Genomic DNA, 13,628 nt, shown 5'->3' on the forward strand with positions numbered 1-13,628 from the left:
CCCGGCGTCGGCCCGACAGCTCAGACCATCGGGGGTTGATCAGTCCGTCAGGCGCGGGTCAGCCCGTCCGGAAAGGGTCGGCTCCGGCTGCCGGAGCGGGAAGACGGCCCGCACGCGTTTGCCCACGGGCACCCGCTCCACGGTGACCTCCGAGGCCAGGGCGTGCACGATCTCCAGCCCGTGCCGTCCGACGCGCTTCGGGTCCTTCGGGTAGCGGCGGGGCAGGGCGGTGCTGCTGTCGTACACGGACACCGCGACCGAAGCGGCCGTGCCCTCCAGTTCCAGGATGTAGGGGCCGTCGCTGTGCTGGTCGGCGTTGGTGACCAGTTCGCTCACCATCAGCAGCAGCTCGCCGTCGGCCCGGCCGTCGGCGGTGGCACACCATTCGGTGCGCAGCTGCTGGAGGAACTGGGACGCGAAGGCACGCGCTTCGGCGATGCATCCGGGTTCGCCTGTGTAGTGCGCCGCACGCCGCAGCGGCTCCACGGGTACATCGAAACCAGTCGGTATCACTGCCCCGCCCAGGTGCTTGATCATGCTGTCTCTCTCGAAAACCCGGTCCGGCCGGTCGCTGTTGCACCAGTCCTCGTACCCCGAGCCCGGCCCTCCAGTCCACCGGATGCGTTCGCCCACCGCGCACAGTGGCGAGGGTCACGCCGCACGCCGTCACGAGAGGCCGGAACGGACCGGGCGGCCGGCCGGACACGGGCGCCTGCGGCAAGCCGGCCGGCCACGGCGGGGGCCGGCCGGGTGACGGGTACGGCGGCCGGTCAGGCGACGGGTACGACGAGGGCCGGGACGGTCCGCTGCATGCGCAGGGCGTCGACGGACTCCGCGAGCAGTTCGTACTCGGTCGTCTCGTCACCGGTCGCGATCCGCACCAGCCTCCCCGCGGCCAGCTCGTCGGCGACCAGCTCCTGCTGGGCCGGGTCGCCGCACCACGCGCGCAGGACGGCCGGCACGTCGGGCACGGTGTCCGCGACCGGGACGAGCGCGCTCGGCGGGAAGTGCCCGGCCTCGGGGCTCGGGTCGAGGCGGTCGGCGATCCAGTTGGCGCGGTCGCGCAGCCACCACAGGGCGAGGGCCAGGGTAGGAGCCCGGTAGGTGCCCAGGGGCACTCCGATGCGCTGCCCACCGCAGGTGCCGTACGCGGTGACATGGCACAGGAACTCGTCGTGCATGCGCACTCCCCCGTCGCGTCGTTCGCCTGCCGGCTGGCCTCGCTTTCGGTGCGGCTCATCTGCGGGTGCGGCCGTGTGCGGTGCGTGATCGGAACCTCGCTGGAAGTGAAGTCCTCACAGTTGAGTATGTTCACTACTGAACCACTGTCACCATGACTTTCCGGCCACTCTCTTGGCATATTCAGCGCCCGTTCTGGCCGAAATGAGACGGGCCGTCCCGCCCGTCGGGCCATGACCCCGGAGGTAATCGACCCGGCACCCCCTCCTCCCGCATGGTGGTCACACCGGAGCGGCGATCCCCGCGTCCGGGACCTGACCAGCAGAGACGACCTCTATGGAGGATGCTTCACCATGGCCGCGCACACCGACCGTCACGACAACGCCGCCGCCCGTTACTTCGAGGCCTGGAACGCCACCCGGCCGGAGGACATCGAGAAGGCCGTCGCCGCCGCCTGGACCGAGGACGGCGGCTACACCGACCCGCTCGTGGACGTCCGCGGGCACGAGCAGATCGCGGCCGTGATCGCGGCGACCCACGAGCAGTTCCCCGGCTTCGTGTTCCGTCCGCTCGGCACGGTCGACGGCCACCACGACACCGCGCGCTTCGGCTGGGAGCTGGTGAACGAGCAGGACGGCTCGGCGCCGGTGGCCGGGTTCGACGTCATCACGCTGGACGAAGAGGGCCGCATCCGGCAGGTGCTGGGATTCCTGGACCGGGTTCCGGCGGGCGCCTGACCACGCCGTACCGGCGCCTCCAGGGAGGGCGACGGGGTGGCGGTACGACGGAGGGGAGCAGCCGCGGTTCATCGCGGCCGCTCCCCCGGACCGTCCGGTACGCCGGCGCTGAGGCGCCAAGGCAATACGGCGCTACGGCGCTACGGCGCTACGGCGCTACGGCGCTACGGCCGGACGATCGCGTCGATCCGTGCCAGTTCGTCGGAGTCGAAGTCGAGGTTGCCGATGGCCGCGACGCTGTCCTCGAGCTGCCGCGGGCTGCTCGCGCCCACCAGGGCGGACGTCACCCGGCCACCGCGCAGCACCCAGGCGAGGGCGAGCTGGGCCAGGCTCTGGCCGCGGGACTTGGCGATCTCGTCCAGCGCGCGCAGCCGCGCGACCAGGTCCGCGGTGACCGCGTCCGAGTTCAGGAACGGGCTGTCGCTCGCGGCCCGGGAGTCCTCGGGGATGCCGTCGAGGTAGCGGCCGGTGAGCAGGCCCTGCTCCAGCGGGGAGTACGCGATGGAGCCGACCTGGAGCTCGTCCAGGGCGTCGAGCAGGCCCTGGTCCTCGGGGCGCCGGTCGAGCATCGAGTAGCGCGGCTGGTGGATGAGGAGCGGCGTGCCCAGCTCGCCGAGGATGCGGGCGGCCTCGCGGGTCTGCTCGGCGGAGTAGTTGGAAACGCCGACGTAGAGGGCCTTGCCCTGCTGCACCGCCGTGTGCAGGGCACCCATCGTCTCCTCCAGGGGAGTGTCCGGGTCGAAGCGGTGCGAGTAGAAGATGTCGACATGGTCCAGGCCCATCCGCGTGAGGCTCTGGTCGAGCGAGGACAGCAGGTACTTGCGCGAGCCCCACTCGCCGTACGGACCGGGCCACATCAGGTAACCGGCCTTGGTGGAGATGACCAGTTCGTCGCGGTAACCGGCGAAGTCCGCCTTGAGCGCCTCGCCGAAGGCGGACTCGGCGGCGCCGGGCGGCGGGCCGTAGTTGTTCGCGAGGTCGAAGTGGGTGACACCGAGGTCGAAGGCGCGGCGGAGGATGGCCCGCTGGGTCTCCACCGGCCGGTCGGGCCCGAAGTTGTGCCACAGGCCGAGCGACAGGGCGGGGAGCTTCAGGCCGCTGCGGCCGGTGCGCCGGTAGGGCATGTCGGCGTAGCGGTCGGGGTGTGCGGTGTACAACGCGACTCCAGAGGGGTTGGCACACGATCTACCGGTGCCACTCTTCCCCGGGCGGCGGGCAGCGGTCCAACAGAAGAATCCGATGGAATTCAGCGGATAGGCTTCTCAATCATGGAACTGCGCCATCTCCAGCACTTCGTCGCGGTCGCCGAGGACCAGCACTTCACCCGGGCCGCCGAACGCCTGATGGTGTCCCAGTCGGGCCTGTCGGCGTCCATCCGGGCACTGGAGCGCGAGCTGCGGGCGCCGCTGTTCGTGCGGACCACCCGCCGGGTGACGCTCACCGAGGCGGGGCGCGCGCTGCTGGGGGAGGCCGAACGCATCCTGGCACAGGTGCGTTCCGCGCACGAGGCGGTGGCCGCGGTGCAGGGTGTCCTGCGGGGCACGCTGGCCCTCGGCACCGAGCAGTGCATCGCCGGGGTGCACGTGGCCCGGCTGCTGGCGGCCTTCCGGGGCCGGCACCCGGATGTGGAGATCCGGCTGCGGCAGGCCGGCTCCGGCGCGCTGGCCGAGGAGGTCGCGGCCGGGCGGCTCGACCTGGCCTTCGCCTACCGCACCCAGGCCGACACCGACCAGCTGCGCTCGGTGTCGCTGACCAGCGAGCCGATGACCGTGCTGTGCCACCCGAGCCACCGCCTGGCCTCCGCCCCGGCCGTGCTCGGCCCGGAGGACCTCGCCGGGGAGGTCTTCGTCGACTTCCACCCCGACTGGGGTCCGCGCCGCACCACCGACGCCGCGTTCGCCACGGCCGGCGTCCGGCGCACGGTCGCGCTGGAGGTCAACGACGTGCACAGCCTGCTGGACCTCGTGGACGAGAACCTGGGGATCGCGGTCGTACCCCGGCACTTCCGGCACAAGCGGCCGGCACTCACGGCGCTCCCGCTGAAGGGCGCGGACGAGCCGGAGTACGAGACGGTCGCCCTGCTGCCGCCGGAACGGGCCACGAGCCCGGCCGCGCGAGCGCTGGTCACCCTGCTCGAAACGGGGGTGCCGGCCGCGGCCACCGACGAGGTGCGGTGACGGCGGCCTCCGCGAAAGCCGGGTTCCGGGCGCGTGGGCGCTGGTGATTTGCGATGGTGGACGGTATGCATGCGAAGGACATCCTCATCGACGGCTACGGCCGCATCCAGGAAGAAGTCCATGCCGCCCTCGACGGCCTCGGCCCGGACGAACTGCACCACCGCCCGGCCGCCGACGCCAACTCCATCGCCTGGCTGGTCTGGCACCTCACGCGGGTGCAGGACGACCACGTCGCCGACGCCTTCGACCTGGACCAGGTGTGGCTCGCGCAGGGCTGGGAGAAGCGTTTCGGTCTCGACCTGCCACGGCACGACACCGGGTACGCGCACACCCCCGCCAAGGTCGCGAAGGTGCGGGTGGAGTCGGCGGACCTGCTGACCGGGTACTACGACGCCGTCCACGAACAGACCCTCGGCTGCCTGCGCGCGCTGGCCGCCAAGGATCTGGAACGCATCGTGGACGAGCGCTGGGACCCCCCGGTGTCACTGGGGGTGCGTCTGGTGAGCGTCCTGTCCGACGACCTCCAGCACGTCGGACAGGCCGCCTACCTCAGGGGGCTCCTCTAGAGCGCGCTCCCGTACCCCGGCAGGACCACGTCCTCGATGAGGGCGTTGCGCTCGTCGAACGGGAGGAACGCGCTCTTGAGGGCGTTCACCGTGACCGTGCGCAGGTCCTCGACGGTCCAGCCGGCCTCCTCGACCAGCAGGGACATCTCCCGGGTCATCGTCGTCCCCGAGACCAGACGGTTGTCGGTGTTCAGGGTGACCCGGAAGCCCAGGTCCTTCAGGGCGGTGATCGGGTGCTCGGCGATGGAGGTCGCGCAGCCCGTCTGGAGGTTGGAGGTCGGGCACATCTCCAGGGCGATACGGCGGTCGCGCACCCAGGAGGCGAGACGGCCGAGCTTGCCGGCCGCGAGGTCGGGGATGTCCTCGGTGATGCGGACGCCGTGGCCGATGCGCTGGGCGCCGCAGACCTGGAGGGCCTGGTGGATGCTGGGCAGTCCGTGCGCCTCGCCGGCGTGGATGGTGAACGGGACGTTCTCGCGGCGCAGGTACTCGAAGGCGTCGAGGTGGTCGGCGGGCGGGAAGCCGTCCTCGGCACCGGCGATGTCGAAGCCGACGACGCCCGCGTCGCGGTAGGCGACGGCCAGGTCGGCGGCCTCGCGGACGCGGTCGAACATGCGCATGCCGCACAGCAGGGTGCCGACGCGGACGGGGGTGCCGGCGGCGGCTGCCTTGGCCATGCCGGCGGCGAGGCCCTCCTGCACGGTCTCCACGACCTCGCGCATCGTGAGCCCGCCGCTCGTGTTCAGCTCGGGGGCGTAGCGGACCTCGGCGTAGACGACACCGTCGGCGGCGAGGTCGAGGACGTACTCCTCGGCCGTGCGCAGCAGGCCCTCGCGGGTCTGCATGACGGCGAGGGTGTGCTCGAAGGTGGCTATGTAGCGGACCAGGTCACCGGAGTTGGCGGCCTCGAAGTACCAGGCGGCCAGCTCGTCCGGGTCGGTGGTGGGCAGTGTGTGGCCGACCGCGGCCGCGAGTTCGACGACGGTGGCGGGGCGCAGACCGCCGTCGAGGTGGTCGTGCAGGACGGCCTTGGGGAGCCTGCGGAGGGTCTCGGTGTCGATGCGGGACGCGGTCATGGGCGTTTCGTTTCCTCGGGTCCTGGGACAGGTGGTGCGGTGGTGGGTCAGTGGCCGGCGGGCTGGAGCAGGTCCCAGCGGTTGCCGTACAGGTCCTGGAAGACGGCGACCGTGCCGTACGGCTCGTGGCGCGGCTCCTCCAGGAAGGTCACGCCGGCGGCGGTCATCCGGGTGTGGTCGCGGGCGAAGTCGTCGGTGTGGAGGAAGAAGCCGACGCGCCCGCCGGTCTGGTCGCCGACGCGGGCCCGCTGTTCGTCGCCCTTCGCGCGGGCCAGCACCAGCCCGGGTCCGTCGCCCCCGGGCTCCACGACGACCCAGCGCGAGCCGTCGGGACGCGGGGCGTCCTCGACGAGACGGAACCCGAGGGCTTCGGTGTAGAAGCGGATGGCCTCGTCGTAGTCGTGCACGACGAGGGTGACAAGGGCGACGCGACGCATGGCGACCTTCCGGTGGGGGTGGTTAGCCGGTGAGGTTATACGTAAAACTTCTCGGACGCCAGTCTTGGTCTACGCGCGTTGCGGGAGGGGGTCGGCGGGATGCGCGGCGGGGGCACGTGGGGCGCTGTGGGGGGCGGGCGTACGGGGGCCGCGGAGGGCGACGCCCGTACGAGGCCGCTCGGGGGCCCGGCCCCGCGCCCCCGTACGAAGCCCGCGCCACGGCCTCCTGCCCGTCCCACCCAGGCTGCCCGCGCCGGGGTGGGTTCGCGTGGGCGCCGTCGACGCTCTCTACGGATCGCTGGGCAGTTTCCCGCCGGACGCCGGGGCGGGGTGCGCTCGCTCGTCGACCGGCAGGCTCGCATGGGCGCGTCAGGCGCTCTCCACAGCTTGCCGGGCAAGTTCCCGCCGTCGCCGGGCGCGGGTGCGCACGCGCGCCGACCGGCAGGCTCGCATGGACGCATCAGGCACTCTCCACAGCTTGCCGGGCAGTGTTCCCGCCGGTCGCTGCGGCGGGTTGGGGTGCACACACGCGCGTCGCCGGACGGGTCCGCACGCGCATCTCCAGGCGGTTCTCCCGGCCGAGTCGGCCCTCCCCCGTGCGCCGGGCGGATGGGTTGCGTGCGCGCTCAGCCGGACGTCTCCCTCGCGGGCGGTGCGCGTCGGCGTACGGGCCGCGTGGCGGTCGGCGGTCCCGGGTCTGTCCTCCGTGCTCCCGCGGGGCGGAGCGGCGGAGGTGTGTCAGGGACTCGCCTCGCCCTGTGCGATCTCCACACGGTGGTGGACGTCGGCCGTCGAGGTGGCCGCGGCCACGCAGGAGAGCGCGGTGCAGGCGATGAGGAGTGCGGAGATCGCGCGGGCGGTGCGGGCCCGCGGGGCGGCCAGCAGGGCCTGGACGCGCTGCGGGACGGGGCCCGTGGCCGCGCCGGGCGCGAAGCCGGGGCGTGCGGACCGGGCGGCCTGCCCGGCGAGGGCGGCGCGGGCGATGGCGCGGGCGGTCAGGCGCCGGTCGCCGACCGAGACGGCGGCGGCCTCGTCGGCGGCGCGCTCGGCGGCGAGCCGGATCGTCGCGCGGACCGGGCGCAGCGCGGGGTGGCAGTGCGCCGCGAGTTCGGCGGCGGCGAGGGCGTAGTGGTGGCGGCCCGCGGTGTGCGCCCGCTCGTGGGCGAGCAGCGCCTCCCGCTCGGGACCGTCCAGGCTGCGCAGCATCGCCGTGGTGACGACGACCCGGTGCGGGCGGCCCGGCAGGGCGTAGGCGTCGGGGCGGGACGAGTCGATCACGCACAGGTCACCGGCGACGGCTCCGCACGCGGCCTCCGCACGGGCCGCCCGGAAGGCACGGGCCTGGCCCAGCACCGAGCGGACGAGGCTCCAGCCGCACCCGGCCAGCGCGCCGGCCGAGGCGATGGCGGCCGGGACGACGAAGGCGTCGGGGGCGGTGCGCAACGGATGGACCAGTTCGCCCAGCGCGGCGAAGAGCGGCAATTTCAACAGCCCGGTCAGGACGGAGGTGCCGAGCGCCAGCGCCGAACAGCCGGCGAGGAGCACCGCGCAGCCGGTGACGGACCACAGCGCCGCGACCGGGCTCAGCCGGTCCAGGGCCCGGCGGGCCAGGGGCGGCAGGGCGCACGGCAGCAGCAGCGGCAGGATCAGCAGGAGCGGGGCGGTCATCGGCCGTCGGATTCGAGCAGGTCGCGCAGGATGCGTTCGTCGTCCGGGCTGAGCTGGGCGACGAAGCGGGCGAGGACCGTCTCACGGTCGCTGTCCCGGTCCAGTTCGCTGTGCATCCGGCGGGCGGTGAGGCCGTGGGCGTCCTGGACGTCCTGGGCGGGGAAGTAGGCGTACCCGCGGCCCTGGCGCCGCCGGTGGACGACGCCCTTGTCGTGCAGGCGGGTGAGGATCGTCGTCACCGTCGTACGGGCGAGGTCCGCGCCCAGGCTCCGCTGGACCTGGCCGGGGGTCTGGGGTGCGCCGGCGGCCCAGAGCGCGGCCAGGACACTCGCTTCGAGCTCGCCGGCCGGCCGGCGTTCGTCCTTGGCATCGGTCATGGGGAGGTTCTTCACCCGTCCTCGTGTGCGGTCGTCTTCGCGTGCGGTCCAGCAGGGCGTCCACGCCATCGTAGTCAGCCCGGCGCCGGCCCCGACCGCACGCCGTCGTGATCACGCGGGCCGGGTACGGCTCGCACCGGACGCACCACGAGACGCCCCACGACACCCACCCAGGACCTGACCCTGCGCACGGGGGCGCCTGCGGATCCTCGGTGCCGACCACACTCCGTGGCCGTCGGTCAGCCCGCCCGCGCGCGTTCAGCCCGCCTGTGCGCGGGCCTCGTCCAGCCGTGCCCGCTCCTCCTCGGTCAGCCGCAGCGCGCCGGCCGCGACGTTCTCGACCAGGTGACCGGGGTTGCCGGTGCCGGGGATGGCGAGGACGTGCGGGCCCTGGTGCAGGGTCCAGGCGATGCGGACCTGCGCGGGGCTCACGCCGTGGGCCCGGGCGACGGAGAGCACCGCGTCGTCGTGAGCGGTCGTCGCACCGCGCTCTCCGGTCTCACCGGCCACGGCGTAGAAGGGGACGAAGGCGATGCCGTGCTCGCCGCACAGCCGCAGCACCTCGTCGTCCACGGGACCGGGCCGGTCCACTGCGTACCGGTTCTGCACGGACACCACCGGCGCGATCTCCAGCGCCTCGGCGAGGTGCCGGGGTTCGACGCCGGAGATCCCGAGGTGCCGGATCAGACCGGCCTCGCGCAGTTCGGCGAGGGCGCCGAAGTGTTCGGCGACGGAGTCCTGGCGCATCCGGCGGAGATAGACCAGGTCGAGATGGTCCCGCCCGAGCTGGCGCAGGTTCTCCTCGACGTGCCCGCGCAGCTGGTCGGGCCGGGCGGAGGTGCCCCACTCGCCGTGGTGGTCGCGGTAGGGGCCGACCTTGGCGGCGATGACCAGGTCGTCGGGGTACGGGGACAGCGCGGTGTTGATGAGTTCGTTGGCGGAACGCAGCGACGAGAAGTAGAAGGCCGCCGTGTCGATGTGGTTCACACCCAGCCCGACGGCCTTGCGCAGGACGGCGAGGGACCGTCCCCGGTCGCTCGGGGTGCCGTGGTGGAAGGCGGCGCTGCCCGTCAGCCGCATCGCGCCGAAGCCGATGCGGTGGACGGGCAGGTCGCCGAGTTTCCAGGTGCCGGACGCTTCCGCGGTGATCATGTCGTCAGCAGTCATCGGCGGAGTCTCGCACACGGCACCCGGCCGGGCCCCGGCAGTGCGTCAGCAGTACAGGTTGGCGCCCGGGGAGACCCCGAGGACCTGGGCGAAGCGCTGGTAGGCGGAGACCCGGCTCTGCACCTGGGCGGGGTTCTTGCCGTCGCATTCCAGGGAGCCGTTGATCGAGCGGATGGTCTGGCCGAAGCCGGCGCCGTTGACCATGGCGTTGTGCGGGGTCATCGTGCCGGGCCCGGACTGGGTGTTCCAGTACCACAGGCCGGTCTTCCAGGCCACGGACGCGTTGTTCTGCACCAGGGAGGGGTTGTTGAGCAGGTCGATGCCGAGCGCGTCCCCGGCGGCCTTGTAGTTGAAGTTCCAGGACAGCTGGATGGGGCCGCGCCCGTAGTAGGCGGCCTGGCCCGCCGGACAGCCGTACGGCCTGCTCCAGTCGCAGTAGTGCGGGTAGTTGGCGGTGTTCTGCTCGACCACGTACACCAGGCCGCCGGTCTCGTGGCTGACGTTGGCGAGGAAGGCGGCGGCCTCCTGCTTCTTCACGGTGTCGCTGCCGGTGTTCGCGAAGGCGGGGTAGGCGCCGAGGGCGGCGGTCAGGCCGCTGTACGTGTAGAAGGAATTCCGGTTCGGGAACATCTGGTTGAACTGCGCCTCGCTGACCACGAACCCGGCGGCCGAGGCCGTGGGCGCCGCCTGGAGCACCAGGGCGGACGTGCCCAGGGCGAGCGAGGTCAGAAGCGCGGCGATGCGGTGCCTCACCATGGACCAACTCCTTTGTGCGGCACGGCCGCACCCACGAGGTGGGAGCGGCCGTGGTGGGGGGTTGGGCACACTCAACCGCCTTGGTCTGTACCAGTCAAGGGTGTAGACCAGTCAATCCCTGACCGGTCGCGTCGGCGAACACCGGCTGCCCACAGGGGAGTTGTCCGGACGCAGGCCGAACCCGGACGCGTGCGCGCGGCCGGGCCCGGAACGCCGGAGGACGTCAGCGCAGCGGCTTGGACAGCACCGCCTTGCGGTGGCTGAACGTCTCGATGGAGTAGCGGCCGTGGTAGCTGCCCATGCCGCTCTCTCCCACCCCGCCGAACGGCAGGTCGGAGACGGTGAGATGGGCGAGGGGCAGGCCGTGGCCGAGGCCGCCCGAGGACGTCTCGGCGGCGATGCGCTCACGGGTCTCGTCGGACTCGCTGAAGACGTACAGGGCGAGCGGCTTGTCGCGGTCGTTGATGAAGTCGATCGCCTCGTCGAGGCCGGGCACGGTGACGATCGGCAGGATCGGGCCGAAGATCTCCTCCCGCATGACGGGCGACTCCGGGTCGACGTCCGCGAGGACGGTGGGCGCGAGGTACTTCGTCGCCCGGTCGCCGACGCCGCCGACGGCGACGCGGCCCGAGTCGAGCAGGGCGGAAAGCCGGTCGAAATGGCGCTCGTTGACGATCCGGCCGTACTCCTCGGAGCGCTGCGGATCCGCGCCGAACAGACCCTCGACCGCCCGGACCAGCGCGGCTTCCAGGGCGGTCGCGGTCTCCGGATCGGTCAGGACGTAGTCCGGGGCGACACAGGTCTGGCCCGCGTTGAGGAACTTGCCGCGGGCGAGCCGGCCCGCGACCGTCTCCAGGTCGGTGCCCCGGTCCACGAACACCGGTGACTTGCCGCCCAGTTCCAGGGTGACCGGGGTGAGGTGCTCGGCGGCGGCCCGCATGACGATGCGGCCGACGGTGCCGTTGCCGGTGTAGAAGATGTGGTCGAAGCGCTCGGCCAGCAGGGCCGTGGTCTCCGGGATGCCGCCCTCGACGACGGCGACCGCGTCCGTGTCCAGATAGGCCGGGAGCAGCTCGGCCAGGACGGCGGAGGTGGCCGGGGCCAGCTCGCTCGGCTTGGCGACGACCGCGTTGCCCGAGGCCAGCGCGCCGACCATGGGGGCGAGCAGTAGTTGCACCGGGTAGTTCCAGGGCGCGATGACGAGGACGACGCCCAGGGGGTCGTACTGCGTCCAGGCGGTGGCGTCGGCGCCGAGGTGCGCCGGGACGGGCGCGGGCTCGGGGCGCAGCCACTCCGCCAGGTGCTCCAGGGTGTGGTCGATCTCCCGGACCGTGAAGTCGATCTCGGTGCGGTAGGCCTCCGCGCCGCTCTTGCCGAGGTCTGCTTCGAGGGCGGCGGCGAGGTCGGCGCCGCGTTCCGTGAGCATCGCGCGCAGCCGGCGCAACTGGCCGGTGCGCCACTCGACGGGCTTGGTCCGGCCGGCGGCGTAGGTGGCGCGCAGCCGGGCCACGACGTCGGCGGGCCGCTCGGTGGGAGAGTCGTTCACGGGTGCCTCACTGGGTGCACGGGCCGGTTGGGGCCAGGTCCGGGTTTCCGGTTCGATCAGGTGTAGACACCAACCTTTCATATCCTGAAGTTCATTCCGAAGCCGCGTCGGGGTGAGGAGGGTCACGTCCCCCTACGGCCCGGCGCCCGCCGGCGCGCCTCCCGTCGCCGGAGCTCCAGCTACGCCCGTTCGGCCTCGCTCGGTGCCGGCTCGGCGGCGCGGCCGTACTCCGCCGCCGCCTCGGCGGTCCGGCCCAGTCGGCGCGGCAGGTCGGCGCGGACGGCGTGCAGCACGTGGCACCGGCCGAGACCGAGCGCGTCGGCCAGTTCAAGGGCCGTCGCCGGCCCCTCGGTCCCGGCGACCGCGACGGCCCGGTTCAGGGCGACGACCGGCGACGGCGCCACGGCCATCAGCTGGTCGTACAGAGCGAGGATCTGGCGCCAGTCGGTGGCGGCGGCGGTGGGCGCGTCGCTGTGCACCGCGTTGACGGCGGCCTGGATCTGGTACGGCCCAGGCAGCGGCGGACCAGTTCCTGCCCCTCGGCGATCAGCGCCCGGTCCCACCGGGCGCGGTCCTGCTCGGGCAGCGGGACGAGAACGCCGTCCGCGTCCCTCCGGGCCGGCCGTCGGGCCTCCACCAGCAGCATCAGCGCGAGCAGACCGGTGACCTCGGGTTCGTCCGGCATCAGCTCGGCGAGCAGCCGGCCGAGGCGCAGCGCCTCCGCGCACAGGGCGGGATCGCCGGTGTACCCCTCGTTGAAGATCAGGTAGACGACGGCGAGGACGGCGGAGAGCCGGTCGGGCAGGTCGGCGTCCCGGGGCACGCGGTACGGGATGCCCGCGTCCCGGATCTTGGCCTTGGCCCGCACCAGCCGCTGGGCCAGGGTCGCCTCGGGCACCAGGAAGGCGCGGGCGATCTGCGCGGTGCTCAGGCCGCCGAGCAGCCGCAGGGTGAGCGCGATCCGGGACTGCGGGGCGAGCGCGGGGTGGCAGCAGGTGAAGATCAGCCGGAGCCGGTCGTCGCGCACGGGGCCCTCCTCGGGCGGTGCGTCGGGGGCGTGCAGCCGGGCGGCCTCGGCGTGCCGGGCGTCCCGGGAGGACTCCTGGCGCAACCGGTCGACGGCCCGGTTGCGGGCGGTCGTGATGATCCAGCCGACCGGGCTCGGCGGCACACCGGTCTCCGGCCACCGGGCCACGGCCGTGGCGAAGGCGTCCTGGACCGCTTCCTCGGCGAGGTCGATGTCGTCGAGGAAGCGGACCAGGACGGCGACCGCGCGCCCGTACTCGGCGCGGAAGACGGCCTCCATGTCGGGGGCCTCGGCCATCGGTGCGCTCCGCCGTCGGTGCTCGTCATCCGTGCTGGTCGTCCGTGCTGGTCCGCCGTCAGTGCTGGTCCACGAAGGGACGTACCTCGATGGGCAGGGTGGTGGCGAGGGCGGCCTTGCGGCCCCAGTCCAGGGCCTCGTCCAGGTCGGCGGCCCGGATGAGGCACAGGCCGCCCAGGTACTCCTTGCCCTCGGCGTACGGGCCGTCGGTGACGAGCACGTCACCGCCCCGGGGACGGAGCATGGTCGCGGTCTCCGGGCCGTGCAGACCACCGGCGAAGACCCAGGCGCCGGCGGCGCGCAACTCGTCGTTGAAGGCCTCGACATCGCGCATGATCGCGGCGAGGGCTTCGGGACCGGGCGGGGTGGCGCCGGCCGGCTGGACCACGCTGAGCAGGTAGTGCTTCATGACGTCCTCCAAGGCGTCGGGCCCGGGGCGGGCTCTGTGTCACCTCCTACACGAACGGCCGGGCCCCGGCTCGACACCGCGCGCCACGGTCGCGGAAAAAACCGCGGAGCGCCGGAACGCCGGAAGTCCGGAACGCCGGAACGCCGGAACCCCGCGATACCGGAAGTCCGGAACACCGGAACCCGCGATACCGGAAGATCCGGATGACC

Annotated in this window: 14 protein-coding genes and 1 pseudogene; 3 read left to right on the forward strand and 12 right to left on the reverse strand. The window is 73.0% G+C overall.

Going from position 1 to position 13,628, the window contains the following annotated elements; all coding sequences use genetic code 11:
- Window positions 1-39 precede the first annotated feature (39 nt).
- Both IE273_RS17420 and IE273_RS17425 read right to left on the reverse strand, forming a co-directional pair.
- Window positions 40-537, reverse strand: coding sequence for an ATP-binding protein (locus tag IE273_RS17420; protein ID WP_189816098.1), 498 nt, complete (start codon window positions 535-537; stop codon window positions 40-42).
- Between the two features lie 233 nt (window positions 538-770).
- Entirely contained in the window at window positions 771-1,181 is a 411-nt protein-coding gene (locus IE273_RS17425; protein ID WP_014670779.1) for a hypothetical protein, read from the reverse strand.
- Window positions 1,182-1,532: 351 nt separating this feature from the next.
- On the opposite strand from IE273_RS17425, the gene IE273_RS17430 reads away from it, so the two are divergent.
- Window positions 1,533-1,916, forward strand: a complete 384-nt coding sequence (locus IE273_RS17430) for a nuclear transport factor 2 family protein (RefSeq protein ID WP_189816099.1) — start codon at window positions 1,533-1,535, stop codon at window positions 1,914-1,916.
- 164 nt (window positions 1,917-2,080) lie between these two features.
- On the opposite strand, the gene mgrA is transcribed toward IE273_RS17430, so the two are convergent.
- Window positions 2,081-3,073, reverse strand: a complete 993-nt coding sequence (gene mgrA / locus IE273_RS17435; protein WP_189816100.1) for an L-glyceraldehyde 3-phosphate reductase — start codon at window positions 3,071-3,073, stop codon at window positions 2,081-2,083.
- A gap of 111 nt (window positions 3,074-3,184) precedes the next feature.
- Here mgrA and IE273_RS17440 point away from each other — a divergent pair, with 111 nt between their 5' ends.
- Together IE273_RS17440 and IE273_RS17445 are read left to right on the forward strand one after the other, a co-directional pair.
- A complete protein-coding gene (locus tag IE273_RS17440; protein ID WP_189816101.1) occupies window positions 3,185-4,093 on the forward strand; it encodes a LysR family transcriptional regulator in 909 nt (302 codons plus the stop codon).
- Between the two features lie 65 nt (window positions 4,094-4,158).
- On the forward strand, window positions 4,159-4,659 hold the full coding sequence (locus IE273_RS17445; protein ID WP_041665879.1) for a mycothiol transferase: 501 nt from the start codon (window positions 4,159-4,161) through the stop codon (window positions 4,657-4,659).
- On the opposite strand, the gene IE273_RS17450 is transcribed toward IE273_RS17445, so the two are convergent.
- The 9 genes and pseudogenes from IE273_RS17450 to IE273_RS17490 all read right to left on the reverse strand — a co-directional run bounded on the left by IE273_RS17450 (window position 4,656) and on the right by IE273_RS17490 (window position 13,419).
- Window positions 4,656-5,735: an adenosine deaminase gene (locus tag IE273_RS17450; RefSeq protein ID WP_189816102.1), complete on the reverse strand. Its 1,080-nt coding sequence runs from the start codon at window positions 5,733-5,735 to the stop codon at window positions 4,656-4,658. The two genes, IE273_RS17445 and IE273_RS17450, sit on opposite strands and share 4 nt — an antisense overlap.
- 47 nt (window positions 5,736-5,782) lie before the next feature.
- A complete protein-coding gene (locus IE273_RS17455) occupies window positions 5,783-6,172 on the reverse strand; it encodes a VOC family protein (RefSeq protein ID WP_189816103.1) in 390 nt (129 codons plus the stop codon).
- Between the two features lie 738 nt (window positions 6,173-6,910).
- On the reverse strand, window positions 6,911-7,840 hold the full coding sequence (locus tag IE273_RS17460) for a M48 family metalloprotease (RefSeq protein ID WP_189816104.1): 930 nt from the start codon (window positions 7,838-7,840) through the stop codon (window positions 6,911-6,913).
- Window positions 7,837-8,217: a BlaI/MecI/CopY family transcriptional regulator gene (locus tag IE273_RS17465; protein WP_189816105.1), complete on the reverse strand. Its 381-nt coding sequence runs from the start codon at window positions 8,215-8,217 to the stop codon at window positions 7,837-7,839. Before IE273_RS17465 ends, IE273_RS17460 begins: the two co-directional genes overlap by 4 nt.
- A 258-nt stretch (window positions 8,218-8,475) precedes the next feature.
- Window positions 8,476-9,384 (reverse strand): aldo/keto reductase, encoded by a 909-nt coding sequence (locus tag IE273_RS17470; protein WP_189816106.1) that lies wholly within the window; start codon window positions 9,382-9,384, stop codon window positions 8,476-8,478.
- 45 nt (window positions 9,385-9,429) lie between these two features.
- Window positions 9,430-10,140 (reverse strand): chitinase, encoded by a 711-nt coding sequence (locus tag IE273_RS17475; RefSeq protein ID WP_189816107.1) that lies wholly within the window; start codon window positions 10,138-10,140, stop codon window positions 9,430-9,432.
- A gap of 223 nt (window positions 10,141-10,363) precedes the next feature.
- The gene (locus tag IE273_RS17480; protein WP_189816108.1) at window positions 10,364-11,686 is read right to left on the reverse strand and encodes an aldehyde dehydrogenase family protein; all 1,323 of its coding nucleotides are present in this window, start codon (window positions 11,684-11,686) and stop codon (window positions 10,364-10,366) included.
- Between the two features lie 179 nt (window positions 11,687-11,865).
- Window positions 11,866-13,010, reverse strand: a pseudogene (locus IE273_RS17485) (RNA polymerase sigma factor).
- A 58-nt stretch (window positions 13,011-13,068) separates the two neighbouring features.
- Window positions 13,069-13,419 carry a YciI family protein gene (locus IE273_RS17490; RefSeq protein ID WP_189816109.1) on the reverse strand — a complete coding sequence of 117 codons (351 nt, stop codon included), beginning with the start codon at window positions 13,417-13,419 and terminating at the stop codon, window positions 13,069-13,071.
- Window positions 13,420-13,628 lie beyond the last annotated feature (209 nt).

Source organism: Streptomyces olivaceoviridis (assembly GCF_014650115.1).
In the GTDB taxonomy this organism is placed as follows: Bacteria; Actinomycetota; Actinomycetes; order Streptomycetales; family Streptomycetaceae; genus Streptomyces; species Streptomyces olivaceoviridis.

What these genes read in the sequence shown, in the direction of transcription:
- IE273_RS17420 (WP_189816098.1), bottom strand. Translation starts at nt 537, where the DNA reads ATGATCAAGCACCTGGGCGGGGCAGTGATACCGACTGGTTTCGATGTA.
- IE273_RS17425 (WP_014670779.1), bottom strand. Translation starts at nt 1,181, where the DNA reads ATGCACGACGAGTTCCTGTGCCATGTCACCGCGTACGGCACCTGCGGT.
- IE273_RS17430 (WP_189816099.1), top strand. Translation starts at nt 1,533, where the DNA reads ATGGCCGCGCACACCGACCGTCACGACAACGCCGCCGCCCGTTACTTC.
- IE273_RS17440 (WP_189816101.1), top strand. Translation starts at nt 3,185, where the DNA reads ATGGAACTGCGCCATCTCCAGCACTTCGTCGCGGTCGCCGAGGACCAG.
- IE273_RS17445 (WP_041665879.1), top strand. Translation starts at nt 4,159, where the DNA reads ATGCATGCGAAGGACATCCTCATCGACGGCTACGGCCGCATCCAGGAA.
- IE273_RS17450 (WP_189816102.1), bottom strand. Translation starts at nt 5,735, where the DNA reads ATGACCGCGTCCCGCATCGACACCGAGACCCTCCGCAGGCTCCCCAAG.
- IE273_RS17455 (WP_189816103.1), bottom strand. Translation starts at nt 6,172, where the DNA reads ATGCGTCGCGTCGCCCTTGTCACCCTCGTCGTGCACGACTACGACGAG.
- IE273_RS17460 (WP_189816104.1), bottom strand. Translation starts at nt 7,840, where the DNA reads ATGACCGCCCCGCTCCTGCTGATCCTGCCGCTGCTGCTGCCGTGCGCC.
- IE273_RS17465 (WP_189816105.1), bottom strand. Translation starts at nt 8,217, where the DNA reads ATGACCGATGCCAAGGACGAACGCCGGCCGGCCGGCGAGCTCGAAGCG.
- IE273_RS17470 (WP_189816106.1), bottom strand. Translation starts at nt 9,384, where the DNA reads ATGACTGCTGACGACATGATCACCGCGGAAGCGTCCGGCACCTGGAAA.
- IE273_RS17475 (WP_189816107.1), bottom strand. Translation starts at nt 10,140, where the DNA reads ATGGTGAGGCACCGCATCGCCGCGCTTCTGACCTCGCTCGCCCTGGGC.
- IE273_RS17490 (WP_189816109.1), bottom strand. Translation starts at nt 13,419, where the DNA reads ATGAAGCACTACCTGCTCAGCGTGGTCCAGCCGGCCGGCGCCACCCCG.